16 protein-coding genes are annotated in these 17,710 nt (G+C 47.3%); 6 read left to right on the top strand and 10 right to left on the bottom strand.

The features are described 5' to 3' along the window. Nucleotides 1-227 (top strand): PEP-CTERM sorting domain-containing protein (locus tag AB3R30_RS11235; protein ID WP_458649271.1); only part of this gene is annotated, 227 nt, incomplete at its 5' end. 37 nt (nucleotides 228-264) lie between these two features. Here AB3R30_RS11235 and AB3R30_RS11230 read toward each other — a convergent pair. Further along, nucleotides 265-408 (bottom strand): hypothetical protein, encoded by a 144-nt coding sequence (locus AB3R30_RS11230; protein ID WP_458649270.1) that lies wholly within the window; start codon nucleotides 406-408, stop codon nucleotides 265-267. Nucleotides 409-426: 18 nt separating this feature from the next. Here AB3R30_RS11230 and AB3R30_RS11225 point away from each other — a divergent pair, with 18 nt between their 5' ends. The 4 genes from AB3R30_RS11225 to AB3R30_RS11210 all read left to right on the top strand — a co-directional run bounded on the left by AB3R30_RS11225 (nucleotide 427) and on the right by AB3R30_RS11210 (nucleotide 8,186). Further along, nucleotides 427-693 (top strand): hypothetical protein, encoded by a 267-nt coding sequence (locus tag AB3R30_RS11225; RefSeq protein ID WP_458649269.1) that lies wholly within the window; start codon nucleotides 427-429, stop codon nucleotides 691-693. 174 nt (nucleotides 694-867) lie between these two features. After that, a complete protein-coding gene (locus tag AB3R30_RS11220; RefSeq protein WP_458649268.1) occupies nucleotides 868-1,407 on the top strand; it encodes an XDD3 family exosortase-dependent surface protein in 540 nt (179 codons plus the stop codon). 87 nt (nucleotides 1,408-1,494) lie between these two features. After that, nucleotides 1,495-5,592 carry a two-partner secretion domain-containing protein gene (locus AB3R30_RS11215; protein WP_458649267.1) on the top strand — a complete coding sequence of 1,366 codons (4,098 nt, stop codon included), beginning with the start codon at nucleotides 1,495-1,497 and terminating at the stop codon, nucleotides 5,590-5,592. Between the two features lie 11 nt (nucleotides 5,593-5,603). Further along, nucleotides 5,604-8,186, top strand: coding sequence for a CHAT domain-containing protein (locus AB3R30_RS11210; RefSeq protein WP_458649266.1), 2,583 nt, complete (start codon nucleotides 5,604-5,606; stop codon nucleotides 8,184-8,186). Nucleotides 8,187-8,190: 4 nt separating this feature from the next. On the opposite strand, the gene AB3R30_RS11205 is transcribed toward AB3R30_RS11210, so the two are convergent. From AB3R30_RS11205 to AB3R30_RS11185, 5 genes are read right to left on the bottom strand one after another with little or no spacing between them, the layout of a single operon-like run. Continuing rightward, a complete protein-coding gene (locus tag AB3R30_RS11205; RefSeq protein ID WP_458649265.1) occupies nucleotides 8,191-8,925 on the bottom strand; it encodes a DUF928 domain-containing protein in 735 nt (244 codons plus the stop codon). Nucleotides 8,926-8,943: 18 nt separating this feature from the next. Then, on the bottom strand, nucleotides 8,944-9,498 hold the full coding sequence (locus AB3R30_RS11200; RefSeq protein WP_458649264.1) for a CHASE2 domain-containing protein: 555 nt from the start codon (nucleotides 9,496-9,498) through the stop codon (nucleotides 8,944-8,946). After that, nucleotides 9,495-11,216 carry a CHASE2 domain-containing protein gene (locus AB3R30_RS11195; protein WP_458649263.1) on the bottom strand — a complete coding sequence of 574 codons (1,722 nt, stop codon included), beginning with the start codon at nucleotides 11,214-11,216 and terminating at the stop codon, nucleotides 9,495-9,497. The genes AB3R30_RS11200 and AB3R30_RS11195 overlap by 4 nt, the downstream gene beginning before the upstream one ends. Before the next feature lie 46 nt (nucleotides 11,217-11,262). Further along, a complete protein-coding gene (locus AB3R30_RS11190) occupies nucleotides 11,263-12,180 on the bottom strand; it encodes a DUF1822 family protein (protein WP_458649262.1) in 918 nt (305 codons plus the stop codon). 53 nt (nucleotides 12,181-12,233) lie between these two features. Beyond that, nucleotides 12,234-12,881: a sigma-70 family RNA polymerase sigma factor gene (locus AB3R30_RS11185; protein WP_458649261.1), complete on the bottom strand. Its 648-nt coding sequence runs from the start codon at nucleotides 12,879-12,881 to the stop codon at nucleotides 12,234-12,236. A gap of 415 nt (nucleotides 12,882-13,296) precedes the next feature. Between AB3R30_RS11185 and AB3R30_RS11180 the strand changes: the two genes are divergently transcribed. Next, nucleotides 13,297-13,524, top strand: coding sequence for a hypothetical protein (locus tag AB3R30_RS11180; RefSeq protein ID WP_458649260.1), 228 nt, complete (start codon nucleotides 13,297-13,299; stop codon nucleotides 13,522-13,524). On the opposite strand, the gene rlmN is transcribed toward AB3R30_RS11180, so the two are convergent. From rlmN to cbiT, 4 genes are all read right to left on the bottom strand, one after another. Further along, nucleotides 13,505-14,698, bottom strand: coding sequence for a dual-specificity RNA methyltransferase RlmN (gene rlmN / locus AB3R30_RS11175; RefSeq protein WP_458649259.1), 1,194 nt, complete (start codon nucleotides 14,696-14,698; stop codon nucleotides 13,505-13,507). The two genes, AB3R30_RS11180 and rlmN, sit on opposite strands and share 20 nt — an antisense overlap. 230 nt (nucleotides 14,699-14,928) lie before the next feature. Beyond that, complete coding sequence (locus tag AB3R30_RS11170; protein WP_458649258.1) at nucleotides 14,929-15,921, bottom strand: ligase-associated DNA damage response exonuclease; 993 nt, start codon at nucleotides 15,919-15,921, stop codon at nucleotides 14,929-14,931. Between the two features lie 9 nt (nucleotides 15,922-15,930). Continuing rightward, the gene (locus AB3R30_RS11165) at nucleotides 15,931-16,797 is read right to left on the bottom strand and encodes a phosphatidate cytidylyltransferase (RefSeq protein WP_458649257.1); all 867 of its coding nucleotides are present in this window, start codon (nucleotides 16,795-16,797) and stop codon (nucleotides 15,931-15,933) included. Nucleotides 16,798-16,962: 165 nt separating this feature from the next. Then, nucleotides 16,963-17,562, bottom strand: coding sequence for a precorrin-6Y C5,15-methyltransferase subunit CbiT (cbiT, locus tag AB3R30_RS11160; RefSeq protein ID WP_458649256.1), 600 nt, complete (start codon nucleotides 17,560-17,562; stop codon nucleotides 16,963-16,965). Nucleotides 17,563-17,710: the final 148 nt, after the last annotated feature.

Below are 17,710 nucleotides of genomic sequence, written 5' to 3'. Positions count from 1 at the left end.
CTCCAGCCATCGTCAGACTCTCAACTCTATATCCCTCAGTTTATCTGATCTGTAACTACTCCAATTTAATTTGGTATAATTTTATCGCCACCCTGTTTGCAGAGTGCGGTAATGATGGGATGGCGATTGAGTCGGCGGCAGTTCCTGAACCTACGACAATGGCGGGGCTAGCGTTGGCAGGAAGTGGTTTGACATTGCTGCGACGCAGACGGCGATCGCTTCAATAAAACTCAATCAGGCAGAGTTATTCATAGGTCATTGAAATTAAGCCTCACGGCAGTAGATATGGGGCGATCGCCGAGTATCATTCTGCCGTGAGAGCTTGCTGTGAGTTTGTGGCAGATATAGGCGATCGCATAAAACCAACGTCCATCTGTAGAGAGTCGGGCAAAGGTGTAGCTTAATCACAGTCTATGGAGATGAGTCATGTTTAGAAAACAGACATCTAATCAACTAGGCGCAGTTGAAGTTTCAGCGATCGAAAAGCTAATTCAGCCAGACTCAATCAACGGATCTCCGCGCATTCAAGTGACCGTCAAACACATTCATGAATATCAAGGAAGTGGGCTGATGGAGGCGTTTCTAGCCTTACTCACCGCGCTCCTGTTCATTTTTGGCAGTGTGTTTCTATTGATTGCCGCCAGTAACTTTTATCACGGAGTTCAACGCAGCAGTCCGATTCAACGGTTCTAGGTCACTCAATTACGATCGCCACAGTTAGTTGCGAGAATACTTGCCGCTTGTGTAAAAATACTGAGCTTTGGATTGACCCGATAGTAATGTTGCAACTATGCTGTAGTTTCCTGTGTTCAGCGATTATTCACAAATCTAGAAGCAAGTACAAGGTTTAACCTCAAGGTCTCTACCATGCCAACAAAAGTCTTCGATCAGTACGCCTGTTTTTTAGTGGCAGGTGGTTTGTATATCTTGTTACAACAGCCCGTCAGCGTCGCTCAATTTCATCAAGGGTGGAACTACGCGATCGATTCTCCCAACGATAGCTTAGGCACAAGACCGGACGAATCCATCCAAGCCGGAGGAACTATTTACGAAATATTTAACATGTCGTTCAAAGATGATATCGCCACTGATAGTATCTGGTTTGCGGTGAGCGCCAACTTGCCCCTCTATGGCAATAACTTAGCTAATCCATTCCTATCTGTAGATGGTCAACAGTACCCAGTCCCTGATTCAAACATCGCCTGGGGCGATCTGATTCTTGATTTTTCAGGTGGCGGCACACTCAAAGCAGCCAGCAATGCCAATCAGCTATTTGGCATTAAATTTGCTATCAACAACAACTCTTTAGTCCCAACTTTGGGAGTCTATAGTGGTGCCAGTGTTGCCAGTGTCACAACAACGAATGCAGGCTTTGCTAGCAGCAACATGATCTTTGGCTTCTCCTAAAACAGGTATATTCACTTATTTAAATAAATTTGTTCATCCCGGATAAATCTGGGTATTCTCACTGAAATAATCGCACGGACACTATTCATGAAAAATCAGGGGCATTACAGACAATCTGGTTGGGCGCTCGCACTGGCTACCGCAATCCTCAGCACTCTACCCTCTCCCATTCAGGCTCAACTTATCCCTGACAATAGCTTGGGATCAGAAAGTTCTCGCATCACCCCAAACCTTCTGATTCAAGGACTTCCCGGCGACCAGATCGACGGGGGAGCCGAGCGAGGAGTTAACCTTTTCCACAGTTTTCGAGACTTCAACGTCGCCAACGGACAGCGCGTTTATTTTGCCAACCCCAACGGCATCAGCAATATTCTCACTCGCGTGACAGGCAACAGTCCGTCAGAAATCCTGGGTAGATTAGGCGTAAATGGCGGCGCTAATCTGTTTCTGCTCAATCCCCATGGTATTTTGTTTGGACCCAACGCCAGCCTAGATATCCGAGGCTCCTTCACCGCTAGCACTGCCAATAGCTTCACCTTTCCCAATGGCGAACAGTTCAGCGCCACAAATCCCGCTGCACCCCCCTTATTAACCATCAATGTGCCCGTTGGCTTGCAGTATGGAGCGTCCCAGTCCGGACAAATAACCAACGCTGGAAAGCTCCAGGTTGGACAAGACTTGACCTTATCCGCTAGTGCCATTTCCAGCAGAGGGTTACTGTTCGCGCCCAATGGTCAAATCATCCTAGAAAGCAAAACAGGCGATATCGCAGTTCAGCAATTAGCCGCGCAAACCGCCACCCTATCCGCCGCCAACAACCTAAATCTCATAGAAAGCCAACTAGTGACCAAGGGAGACTTGAACCTGGGGGCACAAAACACGATCCAAATGCGAGACAGTCCAACGACTCCCTTGATTGCTCAAGCGGGTGGCAACTTATTAGTGCAAGGCAATCAAACAGTCGATATCTTTGCCCTCAATCACCCTAACAGCGGCTTGTTTTCCACAGGAGCGATGACCCTGCGCTCCGCCACTCCCGTGATTGGTGATGCCCATTACTGGTCAGGCGGTAACTTTCGCATTGAACAACTCAATGGCAGCTTAGGCACGTTGACTAGCCCCAAAGATCCGATTATTCGGTCATTTGGAGATGTCGTCTTTTACGGCTATCAAGGAACCTCTTTACATATCATTGCAGGTGGACAGGTGAATATTGGCACTGTATTCATTACAGGAGTAGAAACAGGTTTACCGGGCACCGATTATTTAGTTGATAGTGTCCCACTATCTAATGGACAAGTGGTTCCAATTAATGGCAGCCTTCAGCCCACCCTTGATATCCGTGCAGGGGTGAACCCCGCCAATATTGGCATTGTGGGAATTACAGGCTATACGTTTCCTCCTGATGCTTTCTTTGATGCAGCCTTCACAGTGCAACCTCCGCCCAACACGGCTCTCCCTGCGACCAGTGCAGATATTACGATTGGAACCATTGATATGCTGGACAACCCCAATAGCGTTGTTTTACTCACAAATCAATATCATCCTAATCAATCGCTGCCGGGTGGCTCAATCCAAGTTGGATCAATCAACGCAGGGAGCGCTGCGGGGGATGGTGGCTCAGTATTTATTGATGCTCGCAGTGAAGCTCAAGTAACCGGAATCATCAACACCTCTGGAATTAATATTGTCTTTAATCCGCTGATTCCACTTCTTATTCCAATTCCACCCTTTAATTACAACAGTGGTAATGTCACTATTCTGGCAAAAAAGAACCTCAGCACCTCTCATATTTTGGCGAGTGGATTAGCAGGCGGCAGTATTACACTTACCAGCTATAACGGAACTCTATCTTTAACAAATAGCATTATCAACAGCACCAGTTTATCTACAGTTCGAGGGACGAAGGGCGGTGATATTACGCTGCAAGGGGTATCAGTCGATCTAGACAACGCCTCACCCACAACCAACGCCTTTCTGGATGCTCAAGGCGGGGGAATTACTGTTAACGCTGTAGATTCTGTTATGGTGCATGGCTTTGATGGCGGGTTGTTTGCTCAAGCCAATAGTACAGGCAAAGCTGGAAATATCGTTATCAACACAAAAGATTTGCGTGTTTACGATGGAGGATTTATATCTACTACAACATTCAATTCGGGGGCATCTGGAGATTTAACTATTAATGCTTCAGGCTCAGTGCAGATACTAGGTACTAATTCTTTTTCTCCTACTGTACTTTCTACACAAACGGCTAGTAGCGGACGGTCTGGAAATATTCAGATCAACACAAGAGATTTACTGGTTCGAGATGGGGCTGTCGTGTTAGCGGCAAATTCTCCAGGCAACTTTGCAAGTTCTGGCGCAGCTGGCAACCTAGAAATAATGGCTTCAAACTCTATCCAAATCAGCGGAAGAGGGCTGTCTGGCTTCAGTAGTCAACTCACTGCGTTTACGACTAACGATAAGCCGGGTGGAGATATTAAAGTCTCAACTAGAAATCTTGTGGTTGAAAATGGTGGGGAGATTTCTGCCTATGCAACGGACAAAGCATCCGGTGCAGGTGGAACTGTAAGACTTGAAGTTGAGCAACTGATTGTGCGCGGAGGATCTCAAGTAGCGGCGGGCACCTTTGGCAAGGGGGAAGGAGGCAACTTGGAGGTAGTTGCTTCTGATTTCGTGCAAATAATAGGGGACGGATCTTCACCACTGCTGGGTGGTAGATCTCCAAGCGCGTTGTTTACTGGCAGTATTGGTCTTGACAGCGGGAATGCTGGCAACCTGAAGATCGCAGCCAAAAACCTCATGGTTCAAGATGGCGGGGTGATTACGGCTGAAACTAGAAGTCGTAGCGGTCGGGCAGGAGACCTCAATATCCAAGCTTCTGATTCGATTCAAGTGATTGGCAATATTGGAGGAGATCCTAGCCAAATTACTGCGCGTACGTTTGGTAATGGTAGTGCTGGCGACTTAACGATTTTGACAAAGCAATTATCTGTACAAAATGGGGGGCAGATCTCTGCCTATACGTTGGGGCAGGGACGGGCAGGAACTCTTAGCGCGATCGCGTCTGAGTTTATCGAGTTAACTGGCACATCAACAGTCGGACTGCCTAGTGGCATTCTATTTGACACACTGAGTTCTGGGGATGCTGGCGCATTGAGCATAGGCACTCGACGCTTGACGATTCGAGATGGTGGCAGGGTTTCGGCAGCAACGTTTAGTGCAGGGCGAGGTGGAGAAATTTTGGTGAATGCAACGGATGTGGTGGAGATTAGTGGTACGTCACCGGATGGTCAATTTGCCAGCGGATTGTACTTTGACTCGCGTGGTGCGGGAGATGCAAAAGGCATTCAGATTAACACTGGAAAATTGATGGTTCAAGATCGTGGAACTGTCACGGTTCTTGGTTCCGGCTCTGGTAAATCAGGGGATTTGGAGATTAATGCAGGCTCCATTTTTATGAGTGATGGGGCGAGGTTGACTGCGACCACTCAGTTGGGGGAAGGTGGCAATATTCGGATTAAAACCGAGGGTTCCGTCATCCTGCGACGAGATAGCGATATTCGCACCAATGCCTTTGGCACAGGAAATGGCGGCAACATCACCTTTGCTGTGGGCGGTGCAATTGTGGCGGTGTTGTCCGAAGACAGCGATGTGTTAGCCAGTGCAGTGACGGGGCGGGGCGGCAACATTTTTGCCAAAGCGATCGCGATTCTTGGGTTTCGTCAGTTCAACAAAGTGGAAACATCGGAGAGTGATTTCATTGCGACTTCAGAGCTTGGGATTGATGGGGTCGTTACCTTGGATACGCGCAATCCGCAACCCAACACGCCGCTCCCAAATAGATTGGACTCCCCATCTCTAGCTTTGGGTTGTGCGGCTTCGCCTGGGGTTGCCAACCGCGATCGCCCAGCCAATCGATTTTTCTATGCAGGGCGTGGGGGATTGCCGCCGAATCCCAGTGAGGCACTCAGCAGCAGCGCCTTATGGGAAGATGGGCGATCGCTCAGTGTATCCTCAACGCCCTCTGCTCCTCAAAAACAGGTCGCGGTTCCAGCGGTGATCATTGAGGCGACAGGCTGGGTAAGAGAGGCAGATGGCACGATCTCGTTAGTTGCCGATGGCGCTTCCAGCAATCTTTCATTTCAAGCTTTGTTTCAGTGTGACGGGCAAACTTCACGCTAACTTGGGTAATCATGGTGCATTTTTTAAGATTCTTTCAGTTGAGCCGTCGTTGGTTAAAGTTCAGTTTTTTAGCCATTTCAATTTTGATGCTATGTCTGATTGCTACGCCCTTAGTAGCTCAGTCTGTTTCGCCTAAAAATTTGGTGCAACAGGGCAAGCAATTCTACGAAATAGGACAGTTTGAGCAAGCGCTAAGCCATTGGGAACAGGCAACCGCCGCCTATCAAAAGCAGCAAGATACTGTGGGCACAAGTGGTAGTTTGATCAATCAAGCCCAGGCACTCTCGGCTTTAGGGTTGCAACGTCGCGCTTGTAAAACCCTGGTGCAAGCGTTGAAATCCAGTGATGCAGATAGCGATCGCTTGTGTGATCCAATTTTTGATGACAAGCAAGTTTTTCAGCCGGATCTATCTGATCCATTACTTGCCAGTGTCCAAGCAACAGGGCTTCGCAGTTTGGGAAATGTGTTGCGTTTGATTGGTAATTTAGAAGCGTCGCAAGCAATCCTAGAGCAAAGCTGGAAGATCGCGCCCCAAGATGCCAAAGCTGATGTTCTGGTGAGTTTGGGAAATACACTGCGGGATTTAGGCAACCGCGATCGCGATCGTACTGACAAAATTGGAAACATTCAAGGGGCTGCTTTTGCGACTAATTGCTTAGCGAATCGAACGGGATCTAAGACTGCGATCGCTTACTACGAACAGGCGATCGACTGTTATCAAGAAGCAGCCAATAATGCGTCTAATTCATTCACAACCATCCAGGCACAGAGTAATCACCTGGCTCTGCTTGTCAATCTAGACCAATGGTTGTATCAAAATAATCCAGTTGAGGCGATTCAGTGGAAGGCTCAAACACGCTCCCAAATTACATCGTTGATCACAAATCTCTCTCCTTTAATTGAGCGTTTACCCGCAACCTATGAAGGGATCTTCACGCGGATCAACTTTGCGCGCAGCTTAGGGATGCAGTTCAAGCAAAATAAATTAGCTGGAAACAACCCAGCGTGGCAAGTTGCTTCCTCAACGCCAACATTTATTCCTCCAGCAGATAATTGCAATACGGCAAAGCAACTTTTCGAGCAAGCTTGGCAACAAGCCCAGGCATTAAAGAATATTCGCGCAAGTTCTTCTGCGGCAGGTAATTTAGGCTGGCTCTATGAACAATCTGAGCAGTGGGATGAAGCACTGCTTTGGACTGAGATAGCTTTGAAACGGGCAAAGCAATTAACATCCGCTGATTTGATGTATCAATGGGAGTGGCAAACTGGGCGAATTTTGAAACAGCAAGGAAAGGTCAAGGATGCGATCGCCCATTACACCCTAGCAATTCAAGCCTTAGATTCCGTGCGTCACAACTTAATGCCAGCTAATGCAGACGTACAGTTTTCCTTTCGAGATCAAGTAGAGCCTGTCTATCGAGAATTAGTTGATTTATTGCTGAGCGATCCCACCCCAGACCGCTTAAAACAATCTGTAGAATATATTGATGCACTGCAACTGGCAGAACTAGAAGACTTCTTGCGCTGTCTAGTTAGTCCTCAAGTTGCACTAGATTCAGAACTTGATTCCCACACTGCACTGTTGCACTCCATCATTCTGCCAGATCGAGTTGTCGCAATTCTTCAACGATCAGGACAACCTCTCAACTATCACTCAACTCTGATTAAGCAAGAGCAAGCAGAAGGTGTTTTAGAAAATTTACGTGCCTACATCCTAAGACAAAATAGCCCTGAAGAGGTGCTTCGAGATGCTAGCCAGGTTTACGAATGGTTGATTGCTCCGTTTGAATCAGAGTTAGAACAAAATTCCGATATTAGAACCCTAGTGTTTACATTAGATGGAGCGTTACGGAATATTCCGATCGCCGCTCTTTATGATGCCAAGCGAAAAGAGTATTTAGTTCAGAAGAAATATGCAACGGCAGTTACACCAGGGCTACGTATATTTGAGTTGAAACCTCTACAACGAGATAAACTACGCATCTTGGCGGCTGGTATCAGTGAAGCGCGAACGGTTGAAAATCGTCCATTTAATGCGCTCGCAAATGTTAATCAGGAATTAGAAAGCATCCGTACTTTGTTTCCTGCCAAAGTCAAACAATTACTCAATGCAGAGTTCACAGAAACCGGATTACGAGAGAAAATCGACACAGGCGCATTTACAATTGCTCATTTAGCAACCCATGGAGCCTTTAGCGCTGACCCTGAAGCAACTTACATTCTGACCTTTGATCGATTGATTAAAAGCTATGCCTGGAATGATTTACTCAAAGTTAACACTCAAACAACGCTGAAGCCATTTGATTTATTAGTCATGAGTGCCTGTCAGACAGCAAAAGGCGATCGCCGCGCAACGTTAGGATTGGCAGGAATTGCAGTCCGAACCGGAGCGCGTAGCACAGTTTCAAGCCTATGGAAAGTCGCAGATAAGTCTACTGCTAAACTCATGGAAAGTTTTTATACGGAACTATCAAAGCCCGATGTCAGCAGAGCGGAGGCACTTCATCGGGCACAACAATCTATTTTTGGTGAGCCAAACTCCAAAACTCCCTATTACTGGGCTGCGTTTGTGCTAGTGGGTAATTGGCTTTAAGCGTTTATGGCTCAATCAACGGTTGATCAGTTAAATTATCCCAACCTGCCGATTTTAGAAGCTGGCTCCACTGTTGTTGCAAATTTGCATCCTGCGAGTTTTGAGATCGAAGTTTAGCAAGATGAGTTAGAGCATCGTACCAACCACCAGCGTCTAAATATTGTTGAGTTCGGGCTTTAGCAGGGGTAAATTGAAGCTGTTTCGCAAAGTTTGCAGGCATCTCCAGCCGTTGTACCCAACCATCTAAACTTAAATCAGGTATATCGGCTTCCTTTTTAGCTTGACAGTCTAGGATTAATTTCCAGTAATATTTTTCTCCAATTTTTAATGAAGTGTTGGGTTGAGTCGGGACAGCAATAATTCCCGGTGTTGCAGGTGCTTGAATAGTGGTTCGATACAGAGTCTTTGTCTGTTGAGCATTATGTAAGGAAAATTCGATTGCGTGAACCTCTGCCGTTGTGTAAGGAATATAGAACCATAGCGTTGGTTTCTCAGATAAGGTGAAATCTTGTCCGGTTTTAACTAACGCAGTTACAGGATGCTTCATCTGGCGACATCCCCCCGATGCTTCTGGACGAGAGCCACCATTGGGGGTTGGATTGCCTGTGGGAGTACCTGTTCTAGGTGGAGTGGGAAGATTTTTGCTGGGACTTGCTTGGCTACTGATAGGAATAGAAATCATGCAAAGAATAACAAAGGCAGTTGCCCAGTTTTGCGTTCTGAGTAGATGCATTTTCATAATTCAATCAAGTCTTTACTAAAAAGAGGTTTCTTTTGTCTTGGGTCTAGAAATCCAGTAAACGGTGAATGCTTCAGTGATGAATAAGGCGATCGCCGCTGGAATGAGTGGAAGCCAGAGTCCTACAATCAAGAGTGCCCAACAAATTCCATACACTATCCCCCACGTTATTACCGATGCTGACCAAAGCCAGATAAGGCGCGATCGCCAATACAGCACCAGCCCAGTTCCAACTAATGACCAGCAACCAATCCACAAAGTATCTACCCAAATTGGCAACCAACTAATTTGAGGACGCTCCCCCTCACTTGCACTCAAAATACTGCTTAACATCTGCGCTTGAACGTGCAATTTTGGCAGTTTACCAAGCGGTGTATCCTGGTCAGAATCAACGCTAGATGCTGTTACTCCAATTAAAACAACGTGGTTTTCAATCCAAGTAGGGTGATATTTGCTATTCAAAACATCCCTTAGAGAAATAGACTGAGCAACTTGAGGAGTGTTGCGGTAATTAATCAATACCTGATATCCTCGTGCATCTAAATTTTGATAGCTACCGCTGTGAGAACTCAATCTTTTGATGCAACCTTACCTAGCTCCCATTCCTGACGCTCATTAACTTGTATACTCAGTCTCCTAGACTTCAAGTAATTGGCTGCAAGTAGTAAGCCGAATGAATATTCAGCATCACATTTAGAGAAAGAAGATACTGGGTTTTCAGTACGAGATAGAAGTTGACGGCGGATAGCATTATTCTGGTTATTCCACTGCCAATCAGTGATTACGTTATTAAAGCCAACCTGTTTGCTAGGTGCATTTGGGGGTGGATTGATACTGGATTTATCCCGACTAAATGGATTCTCAAAACCGCACGTTGTAATTAGCGATTGATTTTGTCGTAATAAATTAACGAACCTTGCGTACCCCTTTTCTACAGGCATATCGCGGGTAATATTAACGCCAATCGCAATTGGTTTTTCTTGCTGTAACTTCTCTATTACAGTTGCTAAGATACTGTCAGAAATTGGATGCTTATACTGCCGAATGTCTTCTTCATCAATGCTGACTAGAAGCAAGCGAGGGTCGGGTTGTTCAACAGGGCGCGATCGCATCAAATGATCATAGGCTTGCAATTCGGCTGATTGGAGAAATCCTATCCAACGAATTCCCATCACCAGCAGCGTTACAGCCAAACTGACGAGTAATACCTGTTTAACTGGAAGAAATTTGGCAGGTTTGAGCAGAGTAACAGGCGTGTAATCGACATTTTGATGAATCACGGGGAGCCAAGTGGCGCAAGGAAACTCATCTTCCAAGGTTTCCAGGCGTTCTCGTGCTTCTCTCATGGCTAAATGCACGGGTTTAGCATCCGAAAGAGCAGTCAGCAGATATTTCAGAAACTCTTGAGCAACGCGATCGGGGACTAATTCGCGCATCACAATCAAATGAGGAATGGCTAAATCATTCAATTGCTGGACTAATCCTAAACCATCACAGGAGTTGAAAATTGCCAGTTTTAAGCCGCGATCGACCGCTTTTCGGAGGGCAAACCATAGTTCTTCAATGGTCAGGCTATCCGTGGGGTTGAGGTAAATCCGCCCTGTTTCGCCTTCGGTTTCACTATGTCCAGCAAAGAAGATGACATCCCAGGGCTGCTCCCACAGGCGATCGCCCAACTGTTGCCGCTGAGGTTCAACTAAAAACGTCACGTCTGAGTTTGATAACCCTTCCAGCAATTGACGATCCGCTGTAACATCAATCCCGTGGCTATGTCCTAAAATCGCTAGCACTCGGTTTTTTTGCGTGGGTTGAGCCGCTGACTGCTTGCGAGATCTCTGATTGAGAGACGTGAGAACTACTTCAGTATTCGGATATCGTTGAACAAAATCCCACTCGTGCCAAGGCAATTTTTGTAATGTCTGATCAGCACTACGCAGCAATAAGCGCACTTCTTCATCTCGATGTAGCTCTTCTCGCAGTTGCAGATCAACAGAGCGAAATGAATCTGATTTTAGCCAATTTGTAAAGCGATCGCGCAGGTTTGCCGCCGCCTTGTTGCAGTCTGCTCGGCGTTTCTGAATGCTGCCATCATACAGAATCCGCTTGGGCTTAATTCGGGTAGGCGCACCAATATTGCGGTACTTCTCCTGCCAGTCTTGGAGGGCATCCATCAAAGCAGTATTTGGCGCTAACTGCCCCCGTTCTTCTACCTCAATCTGGTTTAGTTCCGAACGGATTTCTAGCGTGACTTGAAACCCTTGTATGGTGAGGTCTCCCTCAAATTTGAGCATAATCACTCTGCCCATTGTTCAACCCCTGATAAATTGAGCAGCTTTTTCAAATCACAAACGGTTCCGTAACGCTAATATCTCCTAACATTAAACGAACACTAAAGTGTTCCCCTGGTTCGCCGCTAAATTGAAGTTGGATATTTTCTGTACTCATTGCTTGAGCTTGTATCACAGGATCACCCATTTCATTGAGGATGACTAACTGCAAATCAGCCGGGAGATGGGTTTGTGTGCCCGTAGGATAGACTCCAACCCAAACATCGAGTTCAGAAGTGTCGAGGGGCGTTAACCCCAAAGATACTTCAACTTGTTCGTCTGCCCGGTGCAAATCAAATACTTTTAATCCCATGGCAGAACTAAGGCGATGATTTCGATAGGCAAGTTTTGCGGGAGTGAGTAGGGTATTTAAGTTTTGCCAGTCTTGTTGAAATATATTTTGAAACCACTGACTCAGTTGCGTTGGAATCTGTTGGCTTGCTTGCTGAATTTGAGGATGTCGCAGTTGATCAAGGTAGATCAATAAATCTTCTAGAGAATTCTGCTGGAATTGTTGGAGAGGAACGTGTTCAGTGGCAACGGTTTTTACATATCCTATAATCTTGGCTGTTTGCAAAGATTCATCCAACTGGACGGCGATATAGGCGATGCGATCGCTCCACACTTCAGGCGGAACTTCTACTACAGAAGCTTCTGACAGGATAGGCAGACATTCCAAACTGCCCAATCCAGGAAGATACACTTCGGCTGCATGGCTCAGTTCAAACAGGGCATGGCTGCTGATTCTATCTTCATACTCAGCCTCAATGCTCATACAATCCAGGTAATATTTCACGGCATACATTGCCAGCGTGCGGAGGTAAACCTGTTTAGCCTGATGGGTTGATGTTTTTTGATGGTTCTGTTTTGCGAGGTCGTGAGCTTCCCAAGCAAGCGGAATAGAAAAGATGGAGTCGGTGGGGTACATATGAAGGAGTCCTATGGTAAGAGAATGTAGACGGGGAACGGGTGGAAGGTAGTTTAGTGACTCAAGCGTTGTTGTAAAAAGGGCAAAAATTTCTTGAGGCAGCGTTGATAGAAACTGCTAAGGGAAGAAACTGGAATCCCAAACTCCTTCGAGATTTCTTCCCAGGTTTTTCCAGCCAGAATGCGGAGCGCGATCGCCTGAAAACTTGCCTCTGGATGTCCTTTAATATGCTTGCGAAACAGCAGATCTTGCTCTAAAAAATCTCGCAGTGATTGAACTTCCGAGGCTTCCTCTTCAATCATCTGTTGATCTCGTCTGCGTTCTTCAAGCCGTCTTTCTAACTCAGATAAATCAGATAAATAAGTAGTTCGCTTGCCATTGCGCTCTTTCACCACATCAATAAATCGCTTATCTAACAAGTAATTGACCCACTTTCTCACACTGGCTTTCTGCGGATCGTATCGTTCAATATTCCGGCAGACATACAACCATACCCGCTGGCACGTTTCGTTATAGAGATCTCGATGCGCCTCTGGTGGGTGGCGGTTGAGTTGGGGTGGGTATAAAACGCGAGGTTGGGATAGTAAGTGAATGAGCCGATGGAGCGATCGCTGTCGCTCTAAAGAAGAACCCGCTTGCTTTGCCTGTTCCGCCAGTTCAGCAAGTTGGTGATCAAGCTGATTAAAATCGATCTCATGCATAGGTAGATCCCAAACCTGTTTAACTGCCAGCAACTTCGTCTATAGTCTTCTCTGAATTAAGGTGCCCGTTCTGCGCAAATTCCTCCTAATTTTTCTGCCGGGTTGAATGCCTTAGCTAGAATCGGCAATCAGATTTCTAAAGTTTGTAACTTCTTTCAAGGAAATGCGTAAATATCCTCTACTCAAAACGAGAGAAAGACAGTAGAGCAATAACCGAGTTTTTATGATGGCAACCCCCCAAAAAATATAAAATTGCTACTTGATCTTACTAGTAAATCAGTGTTATTACTGACAGAGCGATCAGCCGTATTTTGTGTCCTTAGTTCCCGTTGAGTTACTTAGAAAATTCCTTGTCTATGGCGGCTAACCTCTGCCTATAGAGCGACTCAATTCAAAAATTTCAGGAGCATTCACCATGGCGTTTCGGTTGATCAAAAATTTGACCCGCGTAGGGTTTTTTGTATCAAGTTTGACGGCTTTTTTGGCGCAGCCAGCAATGGCAGGAACGTTATATAACGGTTGGGATTGCTTCTATCGGGGATTTGTGGGGTTGGATTGCGGCGATTCCGTAAGAAGTAACTGCACCTCAAACTGGGAATTGGACTGGTTGCCAAAAGTGTCGGCTATTGGACGGGATTCGTAGAGGCTGAAGCGCGGAGTTGTCCGCAGGCGGCATCGGCTTCAAGTCCACGGGAATAGCGGACGCTGACGGCAATGTGGCGTTTTTTGAGTTCCTCTACAAATGCTTGAACTCGTTGCGGGGTGGGGCGTTTGTAATCCACTTCTTGAATGGGATTGTAGGGGATGAGATTGACGTGGCTTTGAAACCCGCGCAGATGAGCAGCTAATTCCTGGGCGTGTTCGGGGCGATCGTTCAGGTCTGCTAGCAAGATATATTCAAAACTAATCCGCCGACCCGTGAGCCGCACATAATCCCGGCACTCTGCCAGCAGTTCTTTGAGGGGATAGTGATGGGCACTGGGAATTAGAGTTTCTCGCTGCGGTTGATTAGAGGCATGGAGGCTAACGGCTAAAGTGACTTGCAGTTGATGCTCGGCAAATCGCCTGACATGACCGGGAATGCCGACGGTGGAAACAGTCATCAGCCGTTGCCCAATGCCAACATCTTGATTGAGGCTATGAATCGCCGCGACTACATTATCCGTATTAAGCATCGGTTCACCCATGCCCATAAACACAATATTGCTAACTCGCTGCCCAAAGTCTTCTTGAACGGTTAAGACCTGATCGACAATTTCGTGGGTTGCTAGATTGCGAATCAATCCCCCTTTTCCAGTAGCGCAAAAGTCGCATCCCATGGGGCATCCCACTTGAGAGGAGACGCAAACGGTGAGGCGATCGAGATCTGGACTGTCTCCGTCTGCCTGTTTGCCTTTCCAGTCGAAGGTGGGAATACCGACGGTTTCGATGATCTGTCCATCGGTGAGGCGTAATAGAAACTTGACGGTGCCATCGGGGGCAACAGAGCGGAAATGAACCTGCGATCGCCCAATTGCCACCGCTTGCATCTCCGATCTCCATTGTTTCGGGAAAACGGTGATATCTGCCAGCGATCGCGCCCCTTTTTCATAAATCCACTGGTGGAGTTGCTTGCCTCGGTAACTCGGCTGTCCCTGTGTTTGCACCCAGGCGGTTAGCTCTGTTAATGACTGACCGAGTAAAGGAACCGATACTTGAGTAGATGGAGAAAGGGTGGAAGGTGAAGACATGGAAATTGGCGATCGCATAGCGGCAATCTCTATCTTAAGGTGTTTAATTAAATGGTGTTGCTGAATGCAAGTATGATTTTCGGGCATTGCTGAATGCAGACATGATTTTCATGGGTAGGGGTAGGGGTAGCGCCTTGTGCCTACCCTTTCTGGGATAAGGGCAACCACAAGGGATTGCCCCTACGAATTTCATATCTAGATTCAGCAACGCCGATTTTCGTTTGTAGGGGTAGCGCCTTGTGCCTACCCTTTCTGGGATAAGGGCAATCACAAGGGATTGTCCCTACAATTTTCCTTCCCAAATTCAGCAACGCCGATTAAATATCCGCCTCGCCTTCAAACAGCGTTTTTAGCGGAAGGGCATTTAAGTGATGAACTTCTGACAGATAGCGAGACAAGACATCGCTTTGCCCGTGGGTAACGTAGACATTTTTTGCGCCCGTCTGCAACGTTGTATTCACCAGCCCATTCCAGTCTGCATGATCGGACAAAACAAACCCGCGTTCATAGCCCCGACGACGACGGGCACCCCGAACCGCCATCCAACCAGAAGCAAAAGCAGTTTGGGGCTGTTGAAAGCGTTTCATCCAGGTTGATCGATGAGCAGAAGGCGGAGCCAAGACGAGATCGCCCTTGAATTTGTAGTCGCGCGGCATGTCTGAAACGGGCAAGGTTGGCACCATTTCCACGCCCACTTGACGATAGATTTCAGTCAACACATGAACCGCTCCATGCACATAGACGGGCCGATCGGTGAATTTTCGCAGTTCTGCCAAGACTCGCTGAGCTTTGCCAAAGGCGTAGCAAAACAAGAGCGATGGGCGATCGCGATCGCCCATCCACCACTCATACACTTGGCGACAGGTTTCCTCCCCCGTATTCCAGCGATAAATCGGCAATCCAAACGTTGCTTCAGTAATGAACGTATCGCAGGGAACCACTTCAAACTCCGCACAAGTTGGATCGGCACAGCGCTTGTAGTCCCCAGATATCACCCAGACTTCATCACCGCACTCTACCCGAATTTGGGCAGAACCGAGAACATGTCCGGCGGCATGGAAGGATACCCAAGTGTTGCCGAGCTTAACGCGATCGCCATACTCCACCCCTTGCAGATTTGTTTGCGCTCCTAACCGCTTCTTCAAAATGCCCTCCGACATTTGAGTCGCAAAATACTGATTGGAACCCGACCGAGCATGATCCGAGTGAGCATGGGTAATCAACGCCGTATCTACTGACTTCCAGGGATCAATAAAAAAGCCACCCTGTTCGCAGTAGAGTCCTTCTGGCAAAACGGTGATGAGAGACATAAACAGGGATCAGGGCAAGAGGGGCAAAAGCAGAGTGACGAAGTAGAAAACGAGGGGCGCGGTGAAAACATAGCTATCGGCGCGATCGAGAATGCCGCCATGTCCTGGAATGAGTTGTCCGGAGTCTTTAACTCCAGCATCTCGTTTCATCATAGATTCGGTCAGGTCGCCTAATAAGCTAGCGATGCCAATTAATAAACCGAGGGCTGCTCCGGTGATGGGCCAGCCTGACCAGCCCAGATACCAGGAACCCGCGATCGCCACTGCCACACTCCCAGCCACGCCAAACACTGCACCTTCAACTGTTTTTTTGGGGCTAATGTCGGATAAACGAGTGCGCCCAAAGGCTTTGCCGAAAATATAAGCGCCAATGTCGGCTGCCCAAATACAAATGAAGGCAAGTAAGGTGCAGGTTAACCCTTGGGGCAAGGCATGGAGGTCTGTCCAATCCTGAATCCAAAAGCCGTCTAGAGGCAGGTTGCTTGCCTGAATTTGCCCCAGTGATCGCAACCGCACCCAATAGCTGGGCAAATAGCCGCCATAGAATAAGCCCATGATCGAAGCGGAAATATCAGCGATCGTGGCAAATTTGGGCTGAAACAGCAGGTAGAAGCAGATAAATGTGCCTGCCACTGGAAACACCGCATCGGCATAGGCAGGCGAAAGATTGGAAATCACCAGCAGTGCTTGACTGACGACCAGTGTTGTTTTAGCCGCCGGAGCAAACCCTTTTGCACGAGCAAGCTGAAAATATTCAAGCTGCCCTAAGTAGATGATGATGCCAAATCCTAGGGTAAAATACCAACCTCCCAGCAACACCATTCCAAGCGCAATCACAATGGCGATCGCGCCACTCACAATACGAGACCATGGCATAGAAATTGTTGGAGGCGAAGAAGACCCAGACACAGGTTTTAGCAAAGATTAAGTAAAAGTTAAAAAAGCCTTTGCAACACTTTAACCGATTTAGTTTTACCTAAAGTGAAGGTTGCTCTAAAAATCAACCCAATACCCTTAAATTAACGATTTTTTGGATTTTGGTTATAGTTTTTCCCCACTCAGCACAAAGATCGGGTCTGTTGCTGTAAAAACTTGGCTGATCCCGCGTTTCTCCAATCGGTTTACGGCTAGCTGCACAACTTCCACATTGCGAACTTGGAGTTCGGCAAAACTTTCTGAAACCTGATACAGCCCTTCTAAGCTGGCGGCAATGGCAACGACCCGTCCCGTGGATGGCAAGTGCTGCCAGACTTCCGTCAAAATTGCTTTGAGCGATCGCCCCCCGCCAATGCACACCCGCTGGGGCGATCGCCCTAAATTTTTGAGGCAGTCTGGAGCAATTCCTTCAATAACTTCAACGTTGGTCGCTCCGAAGCGATCGCAATTGCGCCGAATCAAGCTAGCCACGTCTTCATCGCGCTCGATCGCAATGACATGTCCTTGGGAACAGAGTAATCCCGCTTCGACTGAAATAGTGCCAGTACCCGCGCCAATATCCCACAGTACCGACGTTGCCTCTAATCGCAAATAAGACAAAAGCAAGAGCCGAATCTCGCGGGGAGTCATAGGAATACCGGGCAGACGCTCAAACATCTCATCTGGAATTCCTGGAGTAACATAAGACCATGAGGAGGAAAGCATGAGAAAAGGGTGCAGAGAGGAAGTAGGCTACATCAAGCTGGCTAAGCCAACCCCTTACACCTTACACTTCCCCTTCTATGAACGAGGATGTTTTGCCGATTCGAGTAAAAATCCGGGCGATCGCCCTTTGGCTGTGAATAATAAAATA

Source organism: Sivoneniella epilithica UHCC 1019, from assembly GCF_040830845.1.
Taxonomy (GTDB): Bacteria; Cyanobacteriota; Cyanobacteriia; order Leptolyngbyales; family Leptolyngbyaceae; genus ULC077BIN1.
Note: the sequence above shows the minus strand (reverse complement) of the source record. Positions and strands in the feature narration are given on the sequence as shown.

What these genes read in the sequence shown, in the direction of transcription:
- AB3R30_RS11185 (WP_458649261.1), bottom strand. Translation starts at nt 12,881, where the DNA reads ATGCATGAGATCGATTTTAATCAGCTTGATCACCAACTTGCTGAACTG.
- AB3R30_RS11190 (WP_458649262.1), bottom strand. Translation starts at nt 12,180, where the DNA reads ATGTACCCCACCGACTCCATCTTTTCTATTCCGCTTGCTTGGGAAGCT.
- AB3R30_RS11170 (WP_458649258.1), bottom strand. Translation starts at nt 15,921, where the DNA reads ATGTCTCTCATCACCGTTTTGCCAGAAGGACTCTACTGCGAACAGGGT.
- AB3R30_RS11220 (WP_458649268.1), top strand. Translation starts at nt 868, where the DNA reads ATGCCAACAAAAGTCTTCGATCAGTACGCCTGTTTTTTAGTGGCAGGT.
- AB3R30_RS11215 (WP_458649267.1), top strand. Translation starts at nt 1,495, where the DNA reads ATGAAAAATCAGGGGCATTACAGACAATCTGGTTGGGCGCTCGCACTG.
- AB3R30_RS11225 (WP_458649269.1), top strand. Translation starts at nt 427, where the DNA reads ATGTTTAGAAAACAGACATCTAATCAACTAGGCGCAGTTGAAGTTTCA.
- AB3R30_RS11165 (WP_458649257.1), bottom strand. Translation starts at nt 16,797, where the DNA reads ATGCCATGGTCTCGTATTGTGAGTGGCGCGATCGCCATTGTGATTGCG.
- rlmN (WP_458649259.1), bottom strand. Translation starts at nt 14,698, where the DNA reads ATGCCCGAAAATCATACTTGCATTCAGCAACACCATTTAATTAAACAC.
- AB3R30_RS11180 (WP_458649260.1), top strand. Translation starts at nt 13,297, where the DNA reads ATGGCGTTTCGGTTGATCAAAAATTTGACCCGCGTAGGGTTTTTTGTA.
- AB3R30_RS11205 (WP_458649265.1), bottom strand. Translation starts at nt 8,925, where the DNA reads ATGAAAATGCATCTACTCAGAACGCAAAACTGGGCAACTGCCTTTGTT.
- cbiT (WP_458649256.1), bottom strand. Translation starts at nt 17,562, where the DNA reads ATGCTTTCCTCCTCATGGTCTTATGTTACTCCAGGAATTCCAGATGAG.
- AB3R30_RS11195 (WP_458649263.1), bottom strand. Translation starts at nt 11,216, where the DNA reads ATGCTCAAATTTGAGGGAGACCTCACCATACAAGGGTTTCAAGTCACG.
- AB3R30_RS11210 (WP_458649266.1), top strand. Translation starts at nt 5,604, where the DNA reads ATGGTGCATTTTTTAAGATTCTTTCAGTTGAGCCGTCGTTGGTTAAAG.